Annotated in this window: 16 protein-coding genes; 12 read left to right on the top strand and 4 right to left on the bottom strand. The window is 70.3% G+C overall.

What is annotated here, in order from left to right:
* The first annotated feature begins 24 nt into the window (after window positions 1–24).
* From ABZ459_RS32775 to ABZ459_RS32765, 3 genes are all read left to right on the top strand, one after another.
* A complete protein-coding gene (locus ABZ459_RS32775; protein ID WP_357978704.1) occupies window positions 25–450 on the top strand; it encodes a hypothetical protein in 426 nt (141 codons plus the stop codon).
* 643 nt (window positions 451–1,093) lie between these two features.
* Entirely contained in the window at window positions 1,094–1,912 is an 819-nt protein-coding gene (locus ABZ459_RS32770) for a GNAT family N-acetyltransferase (RefSeq protein WP_357978702.1), read from the top strand.
* A gap of 147 nt (window positions 1,913–2,059) precedes the next feature.
* A complete protein-coding gene (locus tag ABZ459_RS32765; RefSeq protein WP_357978700.1) occupies window positions 2,060–3,595 on the top strand; it encodes a long-chain fatty acid--CoA ligase in 1,536 nt (511 codons plus the stop codon).
* Window positions 3,596–3,608: 13 nt separating this feature from the next.
* Here ABZ459_RS32765 and ABZ459_RS32760 read toward each other — a convergent pair whose 3' ends face one another.
* Complete coding sequence (locus ABZ459_RS32760) at window positions 3,609–4,439, bottom strand: helix-turn-helix transcriptional regulator (RefSeq protein WP_357978698.1); 831 nt, start codon at window positions 4,437–4,439, stop codon at window positions 3,609–3,611.
* 556 nt (window positions 4,440–4,995) lie between these two features.
* Here ABZ459_RS32760 and ABZ459_RS32755 point away from each other — a divergent pair.
* Complete coding sequence (locus tag ABZ459_RS32755; RefSeq protein ID WP_357978696.1) at window positions 4,996–5,334, top strand: CU044_2847 family protein; 339 nt, start codon at window positions 4,996–4,998, stop codon at window positions 5,332–5,334.
* Window positions 5,313–9,065 carry a trypsin-like peptidase domain-containing protein gene (locus ABZ459_RS32750; RefSeq protein ID WP_357978694.1) on the top strand — a complete coding sequence of 1,251 codons (3,753 nt, stop codon included), beginning with the start codon at window positions 5,313–5,315 and terminating at the stop codon, window positions 9,063–9,065. Before ABZ459_RS32755 ends, ABZ459_RS32750 begins: the two co-directional genes overlap by 22 nt.
* A 1,322-nt stretch (window positions 9,066–10,387) precedes the next feature.
* Here ABZ459_RS32750 and ABZ459_RS32745 read toward each other — a convergent pair.
* Window positions 10,388–11,824 carry an amidohydrolase family protein gene (locus tag ABZ459_RS32745; protein WP_357978692.1) on the bottom strand — a complete coding sequence of 479 codons (1,437 nt, stop codon included), beginning with the start codon at window positions 11,822–11,824 and terminating at the stop codon, window positions 10,388–10,390.
* Window positions 11,825–12,292: 468 nt separating this feature from the next.
* Here ABZ459_RS32745 and ABZ459_RS32740 point away from each other — a divergent pair, with 468 nt between their 5' ends.
* Genes ABZ459_RS32740 through ABZ459_RS32725 form a run of 4 tightly spaced genes read left to right on the top strand, consistent with a single transcriptional unit; the run spans window position 12,293 to window position 16,323 of the window.
* On the top strand, window positions 12,293–13,447 hold the full coding sequence (locus tag ABZ459_RS32740; protein WP_357978690.1) for an NAD(P)/FAD-dependent oxidoreductase: 1,155 nt from the start codon (window positions 12,293–12,295) through the stop codon (window positions 13,445–13,447).
* A 26-nt stretch (window positions 13,448–13,473) separates the two neighbouring features.
* Window positions 13,474–14,277 carry an alpha/beta hydrolase gene (locus ABZ459_RS32735; protein WP_357978688.1) on the top strand — a complete coding sequence of 268 codons (804 nt, stop codon included), beginning with the start codon at window positions 13,474–13,476 and terminating at the stop codon, window positions 14,275–14,277.
* The gene (locus ABZ459_RS32730; RefSeq protein WP_357978686.1) at window positions 14,274–15,233 is read left to right on the top strand and encodes an alpha/beta hydrolase; all 960 of its coding nucleotides are present in this window, start codon (window positions 14,274–14,276) and stop codon (window positions 15,231–15,233) included. Before ABZ459_RS32735 ends, ABZ459_RS32730 begins: the two co-directional genes overlap by 4 nt.
* Complete coding sequence (locus ABZ459_RS32725; RefSeq protein ID WP_357978684.1) at window positions 15,124–16,323, top strand: MFS transporter; 1,200 nt, start codon at window positions 15,124–15,126, stop codon at window positions 16,321–16,323. Before ABZ459_RS32730 ends, ABZ459_RS32725 begins: the two co-directional genes overlap by 110 nt.
* Before the next feature lie 16 nt (window positions 16,324–16,339).
* Here ABZ459_RS32725 and ABZ459_RS32720 read toward each other — a convergent pair whose 3' ends face one another.
* The gene (locus ABZ459_RS32720) at window positions 16,340–17,230 is read right to left on the bottom strand and encodes a LysR substrate-binding domain-containing protein (RefSeq protein ID WP_357978924.1); all 891 of its coding nucleotides are present in this window, start codon (window positions 17,228–17,230) and stop codon (window positions 16,340–16,342) included.
* Between the two features lie 59 nt (window positions 17,231–17,289).
* Between ABZ459_RS32720 and ABZ459_RS32715 the strand changes: the two genes are divergently transcribed.
* Together ABZ459_RS32715 and ABZ459_RS32710 are read left to right on the top strand one after the other, a co-directional pair.
* Window positions 17,290–18,123: a GntR family transcriptional regulator gene (locus ABZ459_RS32715; protein WP_357978682.1), complete on the top strand. Its 834-nt coding sequence runs from the start codon at window positions 17,290–17,292 to the stop codon at window positions 18,121–18,123.
* Window positions 18,124–18,278: 155 nt separating this feature from the next.
* Window positions 18,279–18,620 (top strand): hypothetical protein, encoded by a 342-nt coding sequence (locus ABZ459_RS32710; RefSeq protein ID WP_357978680.1) that lies wholly within the window; start codon window positions 18,279–18,281, stop codon window positions 18,618–18,620.
* A gap of 150 nt (window positions 18,621–18,770) precedes the next feature.
* Here the strand turns inward: ABZ459_RS32710 and ABZ459_RS32705 are convergent, their stop codons facing one another.
* Entirely contained in the window at window positions 18,771–20,138 is a 1,368-nt protein-coding gene (locus ABZ459_RS32705) for an L-serine ammonia-lyase (protein ID WP_357978678.1), read from the bottom strand.
* A 235-nt stretch (window positions 20,139–20,373) separates the two neighbouring features.
* On the opposite strand from ABZ459_RS32705, the gene ABZ459_RS32700 reads away from it, so the two are divergent.
* Window positions 20,374–21,611 (top strand): S8 family peptidase (locus ABZ459_RS32700; protein WP_357978922.1); only part of this gene is annotated, 1,238 nt, incomplete at its 3' end.

Genomic DNA, 21,611 nt, shown 5'->3' with positions numbered 1-21,611 from the left:
TGCCGCGGCCTGCGGTTGGACCGGGTGAGCGTCCGGGCTGCCCTGGAGGCCGACTACGAACCGCTCGGCACGCCGTGGTTCGGCCGGCTGCGATCGGGACGGCTGCGAAACCGGTTCGGGCGGGAGGAAGTGCCGCACCAGCCCGGCGAGGTGTTCCTGACCGCCGAGCCCGGCAGCCCGTCCCGGACGAGCCCGCGCGATCTGGCCTGCGACGTGGCCGTCCTGGATCCGGTCGTGCTTGTCGACAGAGCAGCCGAGCCTCCCGAACCGCTCGGCCACCCGCACGCCCTGCAAAGCGCCCCGACCACGACATGCGCCAGGACCCGCGACATCGACGAGGTCGGCCGCCGCCCAGAGCCGTCCGGGCGATGTACGCCTGCGCGATCGCCGACCAGGCCGCAGCGCAGGCCAGTCCAAGCTCATCCAGTGCGGGCTTTCGTGGCCGACTGACTATTGGATCTCACGAGCGCTGGCATGGATGATCACTGACGAAGTCGGGCTCTTCGCCGGGCTGCTCAGGGAGATCGCCGCGCCGCCCAGATGCAACCACCAGCCTGCAGTGACCGGTGTCCTGGCACCACGAGGATGCGCTGCCCTCGGAGCTCGCTCCCAGCGCTGGTGGCCGGCTCCATCTGAGCGCCCGTGATCAGGAGCCTGAAGCCATCCCGACGCCGAAGTTCGAGTGCCTCCCCGGGACACCAATTCCCCGAACGCCAGTGACCGGTGATCCTCACGCTGTGGTCCGGCCCTGCCTCCATGGTCATCGTCCGGAAGTGAAACGGCCCTCCTTCCCCGCGCGAGGCGACACGGTACCGTTCCCCACACTCACACACCCGTTCAGCCGGAAGAGAAGCGGCGTGGACCGCTGGGGCAGCTTCGTGCTGGGTCACGCCCATACTGTAGGTCGCTCCCAACGAAGTGTCCTGCGCGCGTCAGGCTCGCCTGAGTTGACCCGTGGCCCTGGTCTGCTCGACCTGTCCCAGGTCGATGGCGGATCAGGCCTCGACCTCAGCCACCTACGGCCCCGACACCTCGGAGCCGGCCAGTATGTCCGGTGCCGGGGCGGGGTGGCCGACGGAGTAGGTTCTCGCCTGTGACTGATATTCGACTTCTTGGTCCAGCTGAACTGCCCCTGTGCCAGCGGCTTGAGAGCGATCGTGAGTGGTCCACCGACGAGGCCAAATGGCGGCTGATGTTCGAGGCGGGCGAGGTGTACGCCGTCGACGCGGCCGACGGCGACGGCCTGGCCGGGTGCGTGGTGGTGACCCGCCACGGTGACTCGCTGGCCGGTGTCGGCATGATGCTGGTCGCCGGCAGGTATGGCAGGCAGGGGCTCGGTACGCGGCTGATGGAACACGCCCTGCAAGTCGCCGGCGACCGCGTCGTGGAGCTGACCGCGACCCGGTTCGGGCGCCCCGTTTACGAGCGGCTGGGCTTCCGGCCCACCGGCAGCCTGACGATCACCATGGGCCCGATGGAAGGGGCGGTGTGGTCGTCCGGAGTTCGCGCGGCGACACCGGAGGACCACGCCGCGCTCCTCGAACTGGACGCCGAGGTCACCGGCGCCGACCGGAGCAAGGCGCTGACCGCGCTGCTGGCCACGGCCGAGCGCACGGTCGTCACCGACGGCGGCTTCGCCGTGGCCTGGAACGCCGGCCCCCACCGCGTCATCGGCCCCGTCGTCGCCCCCTCGGAGGAAGCGGCCCGGGAGCTGATCCTGGCCGCCGCGCACGGCTCCGACCGCGACGTGCGGATAGACCTGCTGGACGCCTACCCGGGCCTGCGCCCGTGGCTCACCAAGCTGGGGCCCACGGAAGGACCCGCGGCCCTGCCGACGATGGTCCACGGCGCCCGCCGCCACCCGGGCGACCGTGGGCGCTACGTCGCACCCATCCTTATCTCGATGGGCTGACCGGGCTTCGGACCGGCCGCCGCGTTCCCGCGGCCGCCGTGTTCCGGCGCCCGCAGCGGGAGAGGAGTCGGCACGTTCGTACAAGTGCTGCCGTGATCCACCGGAGCATCCTGGAGACGGACGACGCGTTCCCACGAGAGGGGCACGATGCTCAATCTGTCGATCGTTCTGGAGGACAGCGCCCGCAACGCGCCGGACCGTACCGCCCTGGTCCTCGGTGACTTACGCCTGTCGTACGCCGTGGTGGACTCCGTCGCGAACCAGGTGGCCAACCTGCTGGTGGCGCGGGGGATCGGCAGGGGCGACAAGGTGGCGCTGCTCTGCCCGAACCTCCCCTACTTCCCGTTCGTCTACTTCGGCATCCTCAAGGCCGGGGCGACCGTGGTCCCGCTCAGCGTGCTGCTGCAGCCGCGCGAGATCACCTACCACCTGACCGACAGCGACGCCAAGGCACTCTTCTGCTTCGAGGGCACCGATGAGCTGCCGATGGGGGCGCGCGGGCGGGAGGGGTTCGACGGTACGCAGGGGTGTGAGCACTTCTTCGTCCTGCCCGCCACGCCGCTGGCCACGGAGTCGGAGTACGGCGAGTCGTTCTGGGCGGCGCTGGACGGCATGCCCGGGGAGTTCGAGACGGCCCGAACCGGGCCGGAGGACCTCGCGGCCATCCTCTACACCTCCGGCACCACCGGCCGGCCCAAGGGCGCCGAGCTCACCCACGCGAACCTGCTGATCAACGCCATCGTCAGCGACCAGATGTTCCCCGCCGATCCCGAGGGGGACGTCGCGCTCGCCGTACTGCCGCTGTTCCACTCCTTCGGCCAGACCTCGGTCATGAACGTGAGCCTGCGCCGCCGCGCCACCCTGGTGCTCCTGCCGCGCTTCGAGCCCGGCCAGGCGCTGGAGCTCATGCGCAGGGAGAAGGTGACCATGTTCGCCGGGGTGCCCACCATGTACTGGGCGATGCTGTCGAAGGTTCACGCGGAGGGTGCCGAGGTGCCCCCGACGCTGCAGGTGGCGGTGTCGGGGGCGGCCGCCTGCCCGGTCGAGGTGCTGAAGGATTTCGAGGCCACGTTCGGCATCCCGATCCTGGAGGGTTACGGCCTGTCGGAGACGTCGCCCGCGGCCTGCTTCAACCAGCTCAGCCGGCCCACCAAGCCCGGCACCATCGGCTTCCCTCTCTGGGGTGTGGAGATGCGGCTGGTGGACGGCGACTGGAACACCGTCCAGGGGGAGGGGCCCGGCGAGATCGCCATCCGCGGTCACAACGTCATGAAGGGCTATCACGGGCGGCCCGAGGAGACCGCGGAGGTCCTGCGGGACGGCTGGTTCCGCACCGGCGACATCGCCACCCGCGACCAGGACGGCTACTACGCCATCGTCGACCGCACCAAGGACATGATCATCCGGGGTGGGTTCAACGTCTACCCGCGCGAGGTGGAGGAGGTGCTGATGACGCACCCGGCGGTCTCGCTGGTGGCGGTGGTCGGCGTGCCGCACGGCTCGTACGGGGAGGAGGTCAAGGCGTACGTCGTCCCGTCGGCCGGTGCGACGGCGAGTGAGAGCGAGCTCGTCGCCTGGTGCCGGGAGAACATGGCGGCCTACAAGTACCCGCGGACCATCGAGTTCCGTGAGAGCCTGCCGATGACCGCGACCGGCAAGATCCTCAAGCGCGAGTTGCGCTAGGCACTCGCCGGAGTCAGGGCAACCAGTCGATCGCGGCGGCGAGCTCGGAGGGCGCGTTGCCGAAGGTACGCCGGAAGGCCCGGGTGAAGTGCGGGCCGTCGGTGAACCCGGCCGCGTGCGCGGCCGCCGTCAACGTCTCCCCGGCGGCCACCCGGTCGATGGCCCGCCGCAGGCGCAGCCACCGTACGTACGGCCGTAGCGGGATCCCCACGTGCGCGCTGAACAGGTGCGCGAGCCGGCTCGGCGACAGGTGGACCGCGTCCGCGACCGCCCGCAGCCTTACCGGTCCTCCCGCCAGGAGCGCGGGAATGACGGCGATCGCCGCCTCCACCGCCGGGTGCGGCGGGACGCCGCCGGGGCCGGCGAGGCCGCTCCACGCCTCGACGGCGCGCAGCGCGCTCGCCGCCTCGGCCGAGCGCGCGTGACCGACCGGCGGCTCGGTGAACATGAGCGGCCGCGTTCCCGCGCGGCTCGCCGGCTGCGAGCTCACGGGGGCGATCGGCGGAGGGCCGTGTCCGGTCCGGGCGGCGGACAGCGACCAGGACGAAGCCCCCGGCCCGGTGCCGGCGCGCGCGAGCAGGGACCTGCCCGGCGAACTGCGCGGATCCAGGTGGACGAGCAGGGCGTCGCGAGCCCCGGTAAGCACCGTGTGGCCGGTGTCGGGCGGGATGACGGCGACGCGCGTGGTCAGCTGTTCGCCGTGGGCGTCGGCCATGGTGAACGGTTCGGTGGCGATGACGAGCTGGACCGCGTGGTGCGCGTGCAGGTCGTTGCCGCCGATCGCGCCGCCGTACAGCATGAGGCCGGGCCGCAGGAGACACCAGCCGCGCCAGCCACGCGACATCACTCCGCCCTCCTTCCCAGGGGGTCGGCCCGCCGCGCCCGGCCGGCCTCCACTTGGCCGGCTCCATCATCTCCCCGACGAGCTCCACAGTCGGCTCGATGTCGTGGATTCGGCCGGGATCCCGTCGGGAGGCGGCCCGGCGGCGTGGGGAGGCCGCCGGGCTGCTCTGGGTGGACGTCGATCTGGAGTGCTCACCATCGTTCATCAGCTGGTGCACACCGACGAGGGGCTGGTCTGGTGCGAGCCGAAGAGCGCGGCCGGCCGGCGGACGTTGGCACCCGATCCGGAGACCGTGCGGCTGCTGCGCCGGCGCGGCGGGCGCGGAGTTGAAGGTGGTGCGGGGCACGCTGGGGCATGCCGGCATCGTGCCTCACGACGCAGGTGGTCGTTGTAGTGATCGACGTACTCGTTCGGAGGACGCCTCGCAGCCGCCAACTCGCCACCGGGAATCGGCCGGTCCACCGGAGATGCCCATGAGACGTGGTGACGGTTGTCCATCCCGTCGATGCTCGTGGTATTCATACGGCAGCGGATCTCTCCCGTCGAAAGGCCGAACATGCTGGATGAGGGGACTCTCCTCGACAACGAGCACCTGGTACGCGTGCGGGCGGGCGACAGCGTCGTCTACCTGCACGCCGTACGGGCCCCCGGTGAGGCGGGCACGGAAGTGGCGATCAGCGGACTGAGGCCCACCCTGGAGCAGGCGCTCGCGGGCCTGTCCGAGGTGACCGAGCGGGTGTCCGAGAAGCTGCGGACGACCGACGCCTCCAAGGTCGCCATCGAGTTCGGCTGCGAATTCGCGCTGGAGTCCGGCAAGCTGGTCGCGGTGATCGGCAAGGGCTCGGCGAAGTCGACCTTCAAGGTGACGATGGAGTGGAGCAACTCGGCTCCGTGACGGGATGGGAGCCCCTCCTCAAATCCGCTACGGTCGCGCTGACCGGCGGTACGGGGGGCAGGACGGGCACCGGATTCTTCGTCGCGCCCGGCCTCGTGGTCACTTGTGCCCACGTCCTGGCCGACCAGGGTGAGGCATTGCCCGAGGAGATCGTGGGGCAGGTCGTGTCCGAGGGCGCGGCCATACGCCTGCGTACCAGGCCCGAATGGTACTTCCGCGACGATGCCACCGGCCTTGACGTGGCCTTTCTCGCCGATGCCGAGCAGCACGAGAGACGACCCGTGCTGCTGTCGCCGGAGCTGGAGGTCGGCGACCGGCTGTGGGCCTACGGCCATCCCGACGGGCTGTTCCGGGCGGGCCAGCCCGCCACGTTCGTCTACGAGGGATCCTCCCGGCGCTCGCCCGGCTCCCGGCTGGAGCTGCCGAGATTACGCGGGACCCCGGTGACCGGAGGATTCAGCGGCGGGCCCGTGGTGAACCTCCGTACTGGTGCGATCTGCGGCATGCTGTCCACCTCTGACCACCGGGGCAGCGCCCACATGATCGACGTGGCGGACATCATGGCGCGTGGAGGGCTGAACGCCCTCCCACGGCCCGACTGGCTGGCGGAGCTCACCGACGAGCAACTGCGGCACGGCGGCTGGTCGTACCCGGGCCGCGCCGTCCGCGCCTACCTGCGTGCCGCCGAGCAGGCCGCAAAGACACACCCGTACCCCGGGGTGTTGCCGGACGTGGCCGCCCCGCCACTCGCCGCCATCTATGTCCAGCAGAACGCCGGCGCGTTGTCCGCCGAGTACGACGACGACATACCGCTCAGTGCCGACTTCCTGCTGGGGCAGGACACCGACGCGTTGGTCGTCGGCGGGCCGGGTGCCGGGAAGTCTTGCCTGCTGCGCATGTTCGTGACCACGCTCGCGGAGCGCCAGCGGAACGACGCGGCCGTCACAGAGGTACCGGTCCTGGTCCAGGCCGCCGACCTCGCCGGTTCCGCGTCGCTGCCACAGGCCATCGCCGCCGGTGTGCACGGCGACCTGGCCCAGGCCGGTCTGCTGGACGAATTGCCTGCCGACTTCTTCAGGAACGCGCCCGTGCCGGGCGGCCGCTGGCTGGTTCTCGTGGACGGCCTGGACGAGATCCTCGATCTCGGAGAGCGCCGGCGGGTGATCGGCAGGACGTTCGGCGTCCGCGACATTCCCCAAGACGCCCCGTACCGCTTCATCGTGGCCACCCGGCCCCTGGCTTGGGCCGAGAGGCCCCAAGGGGCCGCGAGCTACGCGCTGATGCCGCTGTCGGAGTACCAGCTCGCACTGCTCGCCGAGCGCTGGTTCAGCGAGCTGGAACTCCCGCTGCCCGTGCAGGCCGCTTCCCGGCTGGTCGACGCCATCAAGGAGGCCCGGCTGTCGGAATTGGCCAGAACGCCGCTCATGGCCACGATCTTGTGCCAGCTGTTCGCCGCCAACCCCAGACGCGAGCTGCCGCGCAGCCGGGTCGAGGCGTACGAGGCGTTCCTCGCTCTGCTGCGCGAACGCTCGTTCAGCGCCACGTCCGGCGGCCTGTTCCCCCAGACACGCACGACGATCTCCCGGTACGGCCCCCAGGCCGTCTCTGCTGCCGAGCAGGTGCCGCCCCGGATCGTCGAGGCCCTGTGCGCGGCGGCGTTCGACATGTTCGAGCGTGAGGGGAGAGCCATCAAGCCAGATGTGGTGTACGCGCCATTCGACAAGACACGGCCGGGACATGTCCCCGAGCCCGTCTGGCAGAGCCTGGTCAGGGAGATCGCCCGGCGCAGCGGGCTGGTGTTGCAGCGGGCCGGCGGCGAGTTCGTCTTCGTGCATCAGACGATCGCGGAGTTCCTCGCCGCGCGCCACATCCGCGAGGTTCCTGACCTGCACGCGTGGGCGGTCAAGAAGCTGAAGAACCTGCTGACGAACCTGGCCGTGTCGAAGGCACCGATCAGGCTGGCCGACCAGTTCGTGCTTTCGGAGCTGCGCGACGTCCGCGCCCTGCGCTCCGTGCTGACCGAGTTGGCGAAGGACGGGAACGGCAGTCGGCTGATCGCCCGGCTGGCTCGGGAGGGGGTGGTGCTGCCCGAGAACGTCCGCAAGGTCGCCGCGGATCGCCTCGTGCGGAACGCCGACAGGTTCGGGACCGCCCTGTTCGAGACTGGGTTGCTCCTGGACTCGTTGGACGATCCGCGCGCGTCCGACCTGCTGTTGCGGCAGGCGGAGGCGGAGGAGCGGCGCCAGGGCATCGCCTGGCGCGCGCTCGACCACCTCCTCCGCCTCGGCGACCAGCGCGCGCACCCGCTGCTGGCCAGGATCGTCAACGATCCGTGCCGCAGCCGAGCGGAGCAGGGCCGTGCCGCCATCGCGCTGGCCCGAACGTCTGACCACGCCGAGCTGCGCCACGACTGGTACACGCGCGTCGCGGCGGAGCTGCCCAGAAACTTCCCCGCCGACTGGCTGCGGAGTGTTCTGGAGGGCACGGCCACATCGGCCTCCGTGCAGCTCTGCCTGGACCTGCTCGAACAGGTGAACCTCGACGTGAGCAGGAAGCCCTTGCTGATGCGCGGACTGTGCGCCAGCAACCCGCACGGCGTTCAGGACTTCCTGCACGCGGTCGCCTGCGACCGGCGGGTCGACCCTGGACAGCAGCTCGGCCAGATCACCCAGACCTATCCCCGTGACATGCCCAAGGCCTTTGCCCTGCGACTTGCCGTCTCACCGTCGGTGTCGCCCCGGATACGCGTCTGGGCCGTGGGCTGTTTACGCACGCTTCCCAGGATGCGGGAGCGTGCGATCACCGTGCTCAAGGAGGTAGTGGGCGATCCCGCCGTCCCAGCAGGCGTACGCAGCAGCGCCGCCGTCAGGCTCATGTACTGGCGCGCCTCAGGCCCGGAAATCCTCGAAGGGCTCGCCCGAGACAGGAGCACCGGCTGGGCGGTCCGCCACGGCATCGCGCACATCCTGATCAGCTTCGGCGAGAAACGCGGTCTTAGCCTGCTCGCCGAGCTCGCCGCCGACCCCGCCTGCCACGTCATCGACCGCTGCTCTGCCGCTCTCGCCCTGCTCACGCGCGAAGCCCAAGCTCTGGTCACTTCGAACCCACAGGGCTCGGCGGCTCAGCCTGACGTGGGCGACGAGGTGGCCCGTCTCCTGGCGGACGTCTTCACCGACGAGAGCCTGGACCGCACCGCACGCCGCATAGCGCTCGGTGGATGCGCCCGGCGCCCACACCCGTCCATCCCAGCCGCGCTCTCGGCCGTGGTCGCGCATCCCGCGCTCGATCCCGGGACGCGCCGCCTGGCGTTCGCGCACCTTTCCCACCGCGACCCGGAAGCGGCGGTCGGCGCCTGGCTCGTCCTGCCGCCCACGCTGTCCGGCAACCCCGCCCTGTTACGCGTCCTCCTGGAGGTGGCGGATCCGTTGCACGCGGAGTGCCTGGACAGGCTGCTCACCGCTCCCGGCCTCCTGCCCGAGCATGTCCTGATCCTGGCCCGTCAGATCGTCCACACCGATCCACAACGGGCCTCGGACCTGCTGGCGTCTTTGCTGAACCCCCAGATCCCGCCCTCGCCGCGGATCCGTGCCGCCTACGCACTGGCCTGCCTGGACGACCCGCGCGGCCCTGCCTTCCTGTCCGCCACCGTCGGCGCCACAGACGAGTCGCTGCCCCTGCGCGCTGCGGCCACCGAGTACCTCACCCGCCTCACGAACCCGGTCGGCAACTAAGACAGCTGGGTCGCGTGAAGGCTGCATTCGAAGGTGTCCTTGATGAGCTTGATGCCTCTGATCGTTCATCCCTGAACGACGAGGTCGTCCAGTCCGGCCACTTCATCGCTCATGCCGTCGTCCTGGAGGCGGAATCATTGCTCCGGCAAACCGTCTCCGGCCAGGCAGTCGGGCGCTCTCGCACACCTTCGCCTTCCTCCCCCAAGCCGTCAGCCATCGGCTGTTCGCGCTCCACCGGTTGATCGCCCTGCGCGGGCTACGCCGAGGCGGGGCCGTCGGACTGCGGTGAAGGACGTCGACCTGACCGCCGGAACGCCGGGGCGGCAGATCACCCAGCTGGGCCCGGAGCCGGTGCAGGGCAGGCCGGAGGATCGTTGGCGAGCCGGTAGCCCCAGCTCACCCCCTCACCGAGCCGTCGCTGTCCAACCATGGGATGAACGGGCAACCCACGCTCTGGCCCACCTGGTACGAGCCGGGCAGGAGCCGCCGTCTCCGCTGGGGTCGCAGTGGGCTGGGCCCGGGCTGGTGACGCCCCCAGTCGCGCTGGCCGCGTACGAGGGCGAAGTCGAGTTCGCCCAGGGACCACGTGAACGACCGGGCGACATCAGCGATCGCGTCGGCGCACCCGAGGCCGGCTTCGCTCCACACAGGATGCTCGGCCCGTGTGCAAGGGAGACGACCGAGCGGCCGACCATGATCAAAGACAGGATTCGAGGGTGGCGGAATCGACAAACCCCAGGTCGGATGCGGTTTTGAAGAGTGGGGCGGGTGGGACTTGAACCCACGATCCACGGATTATGAGTCGGTTCCCTCGATGCCGTTCAGTGTCGCGGGGTGCTGTTTTCTGTGGCTGTGGCCGGAATTCTCCCCGCTGTCGTGTCGGGAAGTGACGGTAGATGCTGTGCCGTACCGCGTTCACGCGAGCAACCACCGAGCAACCGCGCGTTTTTTACTATGGGCGTCGACCGACCGCCGGGTGGCGGCCGGTGACGGTCCTGTGCCGGTCGAGGTCACCTACCGAGTGCGCGCGCAGGAGGCGTTCCTGTGGGAGGTGCGGGCGCTCGGCGTTTCCAGGTGGAGACAGGAGGCCATGTCGTGTGGGTGGGCATGCGGGGCCGCGGCCCGCGTGGGGTCCTACACCGAGGTGTTCACCGTGCCGTCCTGACAGGAGCACCTGCGCCGGCATCGGGAGCGGTTGACCGGCTACGACGCCGAGCTGCAGGCGCGCATGCGCGGCTGCGGACGAGGAGCCTGCCGCACGGCATCCGATCATGGGCGATCTAACCGGACTGGGTGGGCGACCTGCCTGTCTGGGCGGTGTCTCAGTTGGTCATGTAGGCGTGCGCGTAGTTCACGCTGGCGCCGCGCTCGACCTGGCCCACGAAGTCGGCCAGTTCGCTGGTGGCGAAGGTGCGCTGCGTGGCGACGGCCCGCTCGATGTTGTCCAGGGCGCGGTTCGCCTTGGTGCGCAGCGCCGCCAGGTCGTGCCCGACGAGCTGCCCGTCGCGCTTGCGGAACTCGCCGTTGACCAGCACGGTCTCGACGTCGGCCGCGGTCGACTGCAGGACCACGGTGGCGGTGGGGTGACTGGAGCGCACCAGGTTCCAGCGCGGCTTGACGACGATGACGTCGGCGAGCTTGCCGGGCGTCAGCGAACCGATCTTGGACGACAGGCCCATGATCTTCGCGCCGTTGGTGGTGGCCCAGGTGAGCGCGTCGCGGATCTTGAGGTCGACCTCGATCGGCGTGCGGCCCTCGGCATGCACCGGCAGGGCGTCCATGGCGCGCTGGTGCTGCAGGGCCAGGCGCATCTGGCCGAACAGGTCGCCCGCGGCGACCGCGACGATGTCGGTGCCGACCCCGGGCGCGATGCCGTGCCGCATTGCCTGGCGGATCGGCAGCAGGCCCATGCCCATCTGCAGCTCGGTCTCCGGCGAGGTGACCACGTGCGCGCCGCTGTCGCCGAGCAGCTTCCACTCCGTCTCGTCCAGGCCGTTGCAGTGCACGTGCAGGTGGCCGGGCAGGAGCAGCTTGTGGTCATTGAGCTCGCGCAGGCCGCGCAGCAGCGACGAGCCGGCCGCCGCGCCGGTGTGCGAGGCGCCGTGCACGCCCAGCTCGCGCGAGTGGCGGACCTCGGCGGCGGTGTCGTTGAACGAGATGGTGCCGAAGTCGCTGTAGAGCATGCCCATCTGGTACATGTCGTCGTCGCCGGAGAAGTACTCGGCGCGCAGCCGGGTGGCGTCGGCCAGGCGCTCGGCGTGGCTGTTGAACGCGGGCGGCTGGTAGTCGTAGCGCTGCATGCCGTACGCGTAGACCGAGCGGAGCCCGGCTGCGCGCAGGCCCTCGACGTTGGCGCTGGCGTGGTCGGGGCTGTTGACGCAGTCGAAGATTGAGGTGACGCCCGCGTCGAGCGCCTCCAGGGAGCCGACCAGGGTGGCGACGCCCATGTCCGCGGCCTGCATGATCGCGCCCGTGGTGTAGAAGGTGTTCGCGATGAACTCCAGCAGGGCCTGGTCGCCGGAGACGCCGCGCAGCAGCGCCATCCAGGTGTGCCGATGGCTGTCGATCATGCCGGGCAGCACGTAGCCGCCGGCGGCGTCGATCCGCTCGGCGTCCACGCCGGTGAGGTCGTCGGCCGACCGGGCCACCTGGACGATCTTCTCGTTCTCGATCAGTACGGCGCCGCCGTCGATGTCCCCGAGTTCGGGGTCCATGCTGACGATCAGTCCGCCGGAGATGATGGTGCGCTTCGTGCTCATGGGATGACCTCGCCAATCGGGGGAAGGCGGCGAGCCGCCTGAGTTTGCTGATGGCATGCTGGGTGACGGTGGCCGCCGCGACCGGCGCGCCGGTCGACCACCACCGCAGGACGGGACGAGTGCCCGGTCCGCCCGGTCACCGGCGACGGTCACCGGCTCATCCGGGAACGACGGCGCACCTCCCTCGTCGACGGCTGTGAAGGCGCTCGAAGCCACGCGGGCCGAGATCAGAGGGATGAGCGTCGGCGGTTCGATGACACCCGTTCCGACCGCGCACTCCGGTGGGGTCTGGGATGCACCGATGGTCTCGCTTCGGCCCGTGGCTGACCAATCTCAATCCGGGCCGGACCTATGACCGCTCCGGCATAGCTCGATTCGGCTATATCTCCAGCTTGATTAGGCATTAGTCCGGAAGGGGGTTCCCGCGACAGCATCACCTGACAGCGTCAAGCAAGGGAAAGGTGAGCGGTGTCCAGCAAAGTGCGGCACGCCCAGGTCATCGGTGCGGGCATCGGCGGGCTGACCGCCGCGGCGGCGCTGGCCCAGCGCGGCTGGACCGTCCAGCTGCACGAGCGCGACCCGGAGATCAGGGCGATCGGCGCCGGCATCTACCTGTGGAGCAACGGGTTGTCGGTCCTTCGCGCCCTCGGCGTCTTCGACGAGGCGGTCGAGGGCGCGCATCTCGGCCCAGTCATGGAAAGCCGTGACCGGCACGGCCGCGTCGTCGAGAGCATCCCGATCAACGGCGAGCGCGGACCCGAGCTCTACACGATCCTGCGCCGGCGGCTGATCGACGCGCTCACCGGCGCGGCCGTCAGAGCCGGGGTCGAGATCGTCACGGGATCCGCCGCCATCGCCGCCACCCCCAGCGGCGAGGTGGAGTTCGCCGACGGCACACGGCGGCGAAGCGATCTGGTCGTCGCGGCCGACGGGGTCAACTCGCGGCTGCGGGACTCGCTCGGCCTGCTGCGCCGGCGGGTGCGCATGCCGCAGGGCGCGGCGCGCATGCTCATCCCCCGCCGCCCCGGCTTCGTCGCCCCCGAGGACGAGGCGAAGTACATCGAGTACTTCTCCGGCAGCCGCCGCATCCTCTACACCCCCTCCAGCGCCGACCGGCTCTACGTCGCGCTGGTCTGCTCGACCGGCGACAAGGCCGCGCAGCGCGTGCCGCTCGACCAGGACACCTGGCGTCGCTCGTTCCCACAGCTGGAGGAGCTCATCGGCGATCTCGGTGTGGAGAGCCGCTGGGACGGATTCGAGTACCTGGAGCTCGACCGGTGGTCGGCGGGCGCGACGGCCATTCTGGGCGACGCCGCGCACGCCCAGCCGCCCTACCTCGGGCAGGGCGGCGGCTGCGCGATGATGAACGCCCTCGGCCTCGCGGAGACGGTCACCTTCGGCGAGGGCGATCTGGAGACGCGGTTGCGGCGTTGGGAGACCGTCGAGCGGCCGGTGATCCAGCACACCCAGCGCTTCTCCTACCGGCTCGGCCACCTCAATCCGCTGCCCGACCGGCCCCGGGCGGCTCTCCTGACCTTGATGAACCGGTCACGGGCGCTCGCCAGGATGCGGATGCGCGCCGCGACCACCGTCCCCACCGGTATGACCCGTTTTCCGGCGTGACCGACACGCCGGCGGAAGGAAGCCCCATGGAAACCCTGGTCGTCGACGGCAACCCGATCGACTACGACGTCACCGGGACGACAGGTCCCACGGTGGTGCTCGTCAGCGGATGGTGCCAGGACCATCGCCTGTTCGACCACGTTCTCCCCTTTCTGGCGGAGAACCACCGGGTGATCCGCGTCGACTGGCGCGGACACGGCGCGGTCCGTTCGGTGGACGCCGACTTCGGGCCCGCCGAGCAGGCGTCCGACGTGATAGCGCTGATGGACGCACTCGGCGTCGACCGTTTCATCCCGATCTCCACCTCGCACGGTGGTTGGGCCAACATGGAGATCATCGACCGGATGAGCCTCGAACGGGTCCCAGGTTCCGTGGTCATCGACTGGATCATGGTGGAAGCCTGGCCGCAGTTCATCCAGGACCTGCGCGACATCCAGGACCCCGCGCTCTGGATCGCCGGGCGACAGCGGCTGTTCGACTTCTGGCTCGGCGGCACCGCGCATCCCGCGGTCGCCCGTCACCTCGGCGACGAGATGGCCTCCTTCGACTTCGACATGTGGGCCCGCTCCTGCCGGGTCATCGAGAGCGCCTACGCCACCTGGGGTTCCCCTCTGCGCAGGATGACGGCCCTGTCGGCGTCACGGCCGATCGCGCACCTGTTCTCCCAGCCGAGCCTGCCGGACTACGAGGCGGTCCAGCAGGAGTTCGCCGCGGCCAACCCCTGGTTCCAGCCGCACCGCATCCCCGGGCAGACGCACTTCCCGACGCTTGAGTCACCCTCAGTCCTGGCCGGGCTCGTGGAGAAGTTCGTCGCCTCGGTCGGGCGGTGATCCCTGAGCCGGACGTCGACCGGGCCTACAACGTGCGGGCGACCGTACCCGCACGGGTCTTCGACGAGAACATGCGGCTCTACCGGACGTTGTCCGGGGCCGCGGTAGCCGGGCTACGCGGCCATGCGAACCTCGTCTACGACCGTCCCAGCGGTGAACGGCTGGACGTCTGGGGCGTCGGTGACCGGCCCAGACCCGTTTTCGTCTTCGTGCACGGCGGCTACTGGCGCGCTCTGTCCCGCCAAGACTCGGCCTTCATGGCACGGATGCTGGACGCGAACGGCATCGCCACCGTCGCGGTCGACTACACGCTCGCACCGGGCGCGCCTCTGGAGGAGATCGTCCGTCAGGTTCGCGCGGCCGTGGCCTTCGTGCACCGCGAAGGCGACCGGTACGGGCTCGATCCGGCGCGCGTCGTCGTCGGCGGCAGCTCGGCCGGCGGCCATCTGACCGGCATGCTCATGCTCGACGACTGGCAGGAGGCGCTCGGACTGCCTCAGGACGTGGTCAAGGCGGCCCTGCCCATCAGCGGTCTGTTCGACATCAGGCCGCTGGTCCGCAGTTTCGCCAACGAGTGGCTCGGGCTCGACGACGTCAGGGCCGCCGATCTCAGTCCCGCGCTTCGTCTCCCGGGGCGGCGCCCGCCCGCGGTCTTCGCCGTGGCCGAGCACGACGGCTCCGGCTTCCTCGACCAGAGCACCCGCTTCCAGCGGGACTGGGGACCCGGCTCGGCGCTCCTGGTCGTGCCGGACGTCCACCACTACGACATCGTGCTGGAACTCACCAGGCAGGACTCCGTGCTCAGCCGCGCCCTGCTCGACCTGTTCACCCCCCTCAGGAGGCCGTGTGGACCGCCCGTCCCGCAAATGGTGGATGCTGGCGATCGTCTCCGCCGGGTTCGTCGCGATGACGATCAACTGGTTCGACGTCGCAGCCGGATTCGGCCAGATCAGTGAGACCTTTCAGCTGGGCATCCCGCAGGTCGCCTTGTTGATCTCGGTGTTCGTCGTCGGTTACGGCGTCTTTCACATCCCCGGCGGCGTGTTGGCCACGCGCATGGGCATGCGGTGGGTGCTCGCCCTCGGCCTCACCGTCGAGGGGGTCGCCGCCGTGCTCTCGGCCGTCGCCACGGACTTCACGACCTTGGTCGTCTTCCGCGTTCTGTGCGGCATCGGCGCCTCGGTGTTCGCGGCGGTGGGCGTCGCGGCCGTCAGCGTCTGGTTCCGGCATCGCCACCACGCGCTGGCCCTGGGAATCACCTCCGCCTGCTTCAGCGTCGGCTCCGCGGCGGGCTTGTACGCCTGGCGTGACCTCACCGAGGCTTACGGCTGGCGCACGGCGCTGGTCGCCGGAGGCGCGTTCTGCGTCGTCGTCGGGCTGGTGACCGCCGCCGTGTTCCGGGTCCCCGCAGGCGGCGACCACCTGCGGGGCATCCGGCTGACCCGGGCCGCACTGCGCGAAAGCCTCATGAATCGTGGCATCTGGTTGTACGGCGCGGCCTTCCTCGGCGCCTACGGCGCGTTCATCGCGGGCTCCCAGCTGATCGCCGGCTACGGGCTCGATCAGAAGCGCATCGGCGCGGGCGAGGTGGCGCTGGCCGCCTTCCTCATCGGGATCGCCGGCGTGCCCGGCAGCATCGCGGGCGGCTGGCTCGGCGACCGGCTCTCCGGCCGCCGCAACGTCTTCGTCGCGGCAGCCGTGATCGAAGGGGTGTTCATCCTGCTCGTGCCCCTGAGCGGGCCCGGCTGGTTCTGGCTGCCCGCTCTCGGTGTCGGCTTCATGTTCAACTTCGCGCTGGCCGTATGGCAGACGATCCCCGGCGACTGGCCGGGCCTGTCGCAGGAGAACATCGGGACGGCCTTCGGGTTGATGCTGACGATCTCGGCGGTGGGCGGATTCGCGCTGCCGTACCTGTTCGGCGAGGTCGCCGCCACCGCCGGCTACCCGCTGGCGTGGTCCGCGCTCGGCGTGCTCAGCATCGGCTGCGCGCTGCTGGGCCTGCTCCGGGCCGCGGTGAGCGCCCGCCCTGTTCCCGTCGAGACCTGACCAGAACCGGATGACCTCAGATGGCGGCTGCCCGCTCCCGAAGCAGGTCCAGCAACCGAGCCGCCAAGGGCGCGAGCGGCCTGCCCTGAACCAGCGTGACGCCCACCGGCCGCCTGATTCTTTCCAGCGGTACGGCGAGCGGCGCCAGGTCGCGATCGGCGGTGGCGATCAACTCGGGCAGGACCGCGATCATGTCGGTCTGCCGTAGCAACGCGCGCATGGTCAGGATCGACGTGCACTCCACCAGATCCGCCGGGAGTTCCAGCCCTTCGTCGGCGAAGGCCTGCTCGACCTCGTGCCGCAGTGCCGTCTGCTGAAGCGGCAGGATCCACGGGTAGGCCAGCAGACTGGCGAGGGTCGCCTCCTGCTGCGCGAGCGCGGGATGCTCCCGTCTGGCCACCAGTCGCATCGGCTCGTAGCAGAGCTTGATCTGCCGCAGACGTCCCCTTCTGGTGATCGGGTTGAGCCGTCCGACGATCAGGTCGAGCTCGCCCGACAGCAGCCGGGGCGCATGCGTGTCGAACGTCGCGTCGAACACCGCCACCGTGACGCCGGGATGGGACCGTTTGAGATCGGCGATCGCCTGGGGCAGCAGCACGCTGGAACCGGCCAGTAACGTGCCCACCCGTACCGTGCCCATCGCCCCCTTGGCCAGGCCGGACACTCGCTCACCGGCGCGCCGCAGTTCGGCGAGCGCCGCGCGGGCGTGTTCCAAGAACACCTCTCCCGACGGGGTCGGCGTCACCCCGCGAGGCCCTCGCACGAACAACTGCACGCCCAGGATGTGCTCCAGCTCGCGCAGAGACCGGGTGACCGCGGGCTGCGCGAGCGTCAGCCGGTCGGCGGCGCGCAGCACGCTGCCGTGGTCGGCGATCGCGACCACGACGACGAGATGGCGAAGCTTCAGCCGGCCGTGCAGAAGGTCGATGACCGTCTCCCTCCTTCAATCGAAGATATGATCCAAAAATGGATACAGATGGGTCGCGGGCGGGCGATGCCGTGGCACTGCTGCACGAGGAACTCAGGGAGCTCATCCTCACCGGGCACCTCCCGCCGGGACAGCGGCTGACGCAGCGGGAGCTGTCCGACCGTCTCGGTGCCGGGCGCACCCCGGTCCGGGAGGCGTTGCGGATGCTGGAGGCCGAGGGCTTCGTCATCTCCCGCGCCAACCACGGCATCACGGTCGCCGGGCTCGACCTCGATGAGGCGGAGGGACTGTTCGCCGCGCTGCTGCTCCTGCAGCCGCCGCTGCTGCCGAGAGCGGTGCGGGAGATCTCCGACCAGGCGCTGGAGCGCATGGAGGAGCTGTCTCTGGTCATGCGCACCCTGCCGCAGGAGCCGCGCGACTTCCACCGCGACCACACCGAGTTTCACACCATGCCGCAGCTGACGTTCGGACCGACCCTGAACAAGGTCATCGACGATCTGTACCTTCGGCTCTCGCGCCTGCAACGCTTCTACTACCGCAGCCGGCGCATACCCGCCTTCGCGCAGGAGCTCGACCTGGCCTTCCTGCGGGCCATACAGGCCAAGGACGGTGCCAGGGCGCGGCGGATCCAGGAACTCCACATGCTCAACTCGGCGGTCGGCCTCATCACCGACGCCGACCCTTGGCACCGGTTCGGGCCGCTGATCGACGCCGCCGCGGGCGTGGGCATCCGCATCCCGGTGACCGCGGAGGGAATGCTGACACCTCCTGTGCGGGTCACATGGGAATCGGCGCTGCCTGACTACCGCCCCGTGCTCGCCGACTACGTGGTGGACGCGACATCTGAGCATGTCCACCCCCGCAAGCAGTAAGAATTGGATCCAATTTAGGATATTCACTTGCATCCTGGGTGACCCTGACGACTCCGTCCAATACCGATGTCGACTGCTCCCATAACGGTCTTGGCATACGCGGGGGCGGATCGCCGTCGTGCGACCGGAAACTTGTCGCTCAACAGATCGTTGTCATGCGCCGACCTCAACGACCTGCACACGCCGTCATCTGGAGCCCGATCCTGCTGCGCATCCTGAAGCGGAAGGAAACCTACGCCGGTGACGCCCACGACGACCGGGCCCACCCGCGTGGGGTCATCCGCGCCCTGGAACGGACGCTGCTGCCCCGCCTGGCCGGGATCCGGCACGCCGCCGTCTGCGCGCACGCCCAGCTCGGAGGCAGCCACGGCGACCTGGCGGCCGCGATGGCCGTGGCCCGCTCCACCACCCAGAGCCGCGGCGAGGCCCTGGCCGAGCGCGAGCCCGCCGAACAGGAGCGCTGGGCAACGGGCCCTGGCCTCCGGTGGAGGTCCTGACTGCGCGGCTGTGCGGAGCGGCGCTCCATGCCAAGTTCAACGACAGAAGGGACGCCAGCTCGCTGAACGCGCTCCCAGGCGCTTTGGCGGCAACGCAGATCACTCGATCATCGACCCCCTGCCTGTGTGGCACCCGACCATCCGAGCCGTTCAGCAGTTGACGACGTTGACGGCCAAGCCACCGAGCGAGGTCTCCTTGTACTTGTCGAGCATGTCGCGGCCGGTGTCGCGCATCGTTCTGATGGCCGTGTCCAGGCAGACCAGGTGCACGCCGTCGCCGCGGAGCGCGATGCGGGCCGCGGCGACGGCCTTGACCGAGGCGACCGCGTTCCGTTCGATGCACGGGATCTGCACCAGGCCGGCGACGGGGTCGCAGGTCAGGCCGAGGTTGTGTTCGATGCCGATCTCCGCGGCGTTCTCCACCTGCCGTGGGGTGCCGCCAAGGATCTCGGTCAGGCCGGCGGCGGCCATGGAGCAGGCCGAGCCGACCTCGCCCTGGCAGCCGACCTCGGCTCCGGAGATGGACGCGTTCTCCTTGAACAGCACGCCGATCGCGCCGGCGGTCAGCAAGAAGCGGATCACCCCGTTGTCATCGGCGCCTGGAACGTACCTGTCGTAGTAGTGCAGGACGGCCGGGACGATCCCGGCGGCACCGTTGGTGGGCGCGGTCACCACCCGGCCGCCGGAGGCGTTCTCCTCGTTCACCGCCAGCGCGAACAGCGACACCCAGTCCACGGCGTTCAGCGTGCCGGCTTCCCGTTCGGCCGACAGCGCACGGTGCAGGCGGTGCGCCCGGCGGCGTACCTGGAGGCCGCCGGGCAGCATCCCATCGCGGGAGCAGCCGCGGGCCACGCAGGCGCGCATCACCTCCCACAGGTTCAGCAGCCCTTCCCTGATCTCGGTGGCCGACCGGCCGAAGGCGCGTTCGTTCTCCAGCATCAACGCGGAGATGGGCAGCGCGGTCCGGTCGCAGTGGGCCAGCAGCTCGGCGGCCGTGGTGAACGGGTACGGCATCGTCGGCGCCGTCGCCCGACCGGCCTGGGCGACGGGTTCGGCGACCACGAAGCCGCCGCCCACCGAGTAGTAGACCTGCTCGCGCAGCGGCTCCCCGGCCTCGCCGTAGGCGGTGAACCGCATGCCGTTGGGGTGGTGCGGAAGGGTGTGGCGGCGTTCGAACAGGAGGTGCTCGCCCACCCTGAACGGCACCGGCCGCCGGCCGTCCAGTGGGAGCACGCCTGAGGCGCGGATGGCCGAGACGCACGCGTCAGCGGTGTCCACGTCGAGCAGTTCGGGGGTGGCGCCCTGGAGGCCCAGGATGACCGCCTTGTCGCTGCCGTGGCCCAGTCCGGTCAGGCCGAGGGAGCCGTAAAGGATCACCTGGAGCGAGGACACGCGGTGCAGGAGGCCGTCGGCGCGCAGGCTCTGGACGAACGTGCCGGCGGCGGTCATCGGGCCGCACGTGTGCGAGCTGGACGGGCCGATGCCGACCTTGAACAGGTCGAAGACGCTGATGGGCAAGGAGACGCTCCGAGATCGCGGGAGTGCGGAACCCAGGTGTACCGCCGGGAAGGGAAGCGCGGTGGCGCACCGACGCTAGTGGCGCGATGTGGCCACCCCCGGCCGAAAAGTCCCAACACAGCCACTGGCGCCGATGTGTCACCACGGCCGCCGCGAAGGCACTAGACCGAGGCATCACCGAAACCCCTTTGGAGGAGCGGTGTCACCACGTTCACGAGGCTTAGCCGTGCTGATCATGTCCGGCGCGATCGCCCTGGCCCCACCGGGGGCGGTCATGGCCGATCCGGGACAGCCCCAGGTCCGGGCCGCCGCCGAGCCCGTGCCGGGCCAGTACATCGTCGTCCTGAAGGACCGTGCCCTGAGGGTCACCGACCAGGTCGACCGGCTCGCCCAGCGGTACGGCGGCCGTGTCCGGCACACCTACTCGGCCGCGCTCAAGGGCTACGCCGCCCAGATGAGCGCGGAACAGGCGCTCCAGGTCGCGGCCGACCCGCAGGTCGCCTACGTCGAACAGGACGGGGTGGTGCGGGCCAGCGGCACCCAGCCCAATCCGCCGTCGTGGGGCCTGGACCGGGTGGACCAGCGCGACCTGCCGCTGGACAGGAGCTACACCTACCCGAACACCGGCTCGGGCGTCACGGCCTACATCGCCGACACCGGCATCCGGACCACGCACCGCCAGTTCGGCGGCCGGGCCACCATCGGGGTGGACGAGATCGGCGACGGCCACAACGGGCAGGACTGCGCCGGCCACGGCACCCATGTGTCCGGCACCGTCGGCGGAACGGACTACGGCGTCGCCAAAGAGGTCGAGCTGGTGGCCGTCCGGGTGCTGAACTGCTCGGGCAACGGCACCACCTCTCAGGTCGTCGCGGGGGTGGACTGGATCACCGCGCACGCCGTCCGGCCCGCCGTGGTCAACATGAGCTTGAACGGCACGTCCAGCAGCACCCAGGACACCGCGATCCGGAACTCCATCGCGGCCGGCATCACCTATGTGGTGTCGTCCGGCAACTCCAAGGCCGACGCGTGCGGCAACTCGCCGGGGCGGATCGCCGAGGCGATCGTGGTCAACAACGCCGGTTCGGGGGACCGTCGCGCCTCCGACTCCAACTACGGGCGCTGCACCGACCTGTTCGCCCCCGGTGTCGGCATCACCTCCTCGTGGAACACCGGCGACACCGCGACCAAGTCCATCGGCGGCACCTCTATGGCCGCACCGCACGTCACCGGGGCCGCCGCGCTCTACCTGGCGGCGCACCCTGCCGCGACGCCCGCCGACGTGCAGGCCGCGCTGGTCGCCGCCGCCACCCCAGGCAAGATCGCCGACCCGGGCAGCGGCTCGCCGAACCGCCTGCTGTTCATCGGCGGCACACCCCCGGCCGGTTCGACGGTGTTCGCCGACGATTTCGAGGAGGACAGAGGATGGACGGTCAACCCGGCAGGCACCGACACTGCGACGGCCGGCAGGTG

Origin of the sequence: Nonomuraea sp. NPDC005692 (assembly GCF_040631115.1) — a bacterium.
Taxonomy (GTDB): domain Bacteria; phylum Actinomycetota; class Actinomycetes; order Streptosporangiales; family Streptosporangiaceae; genus Nonomuraea.
Note: the sequence above shows the minus strand (reverse complement) of the source record. Positions and strands in the feature narration are given on the sequence as shown.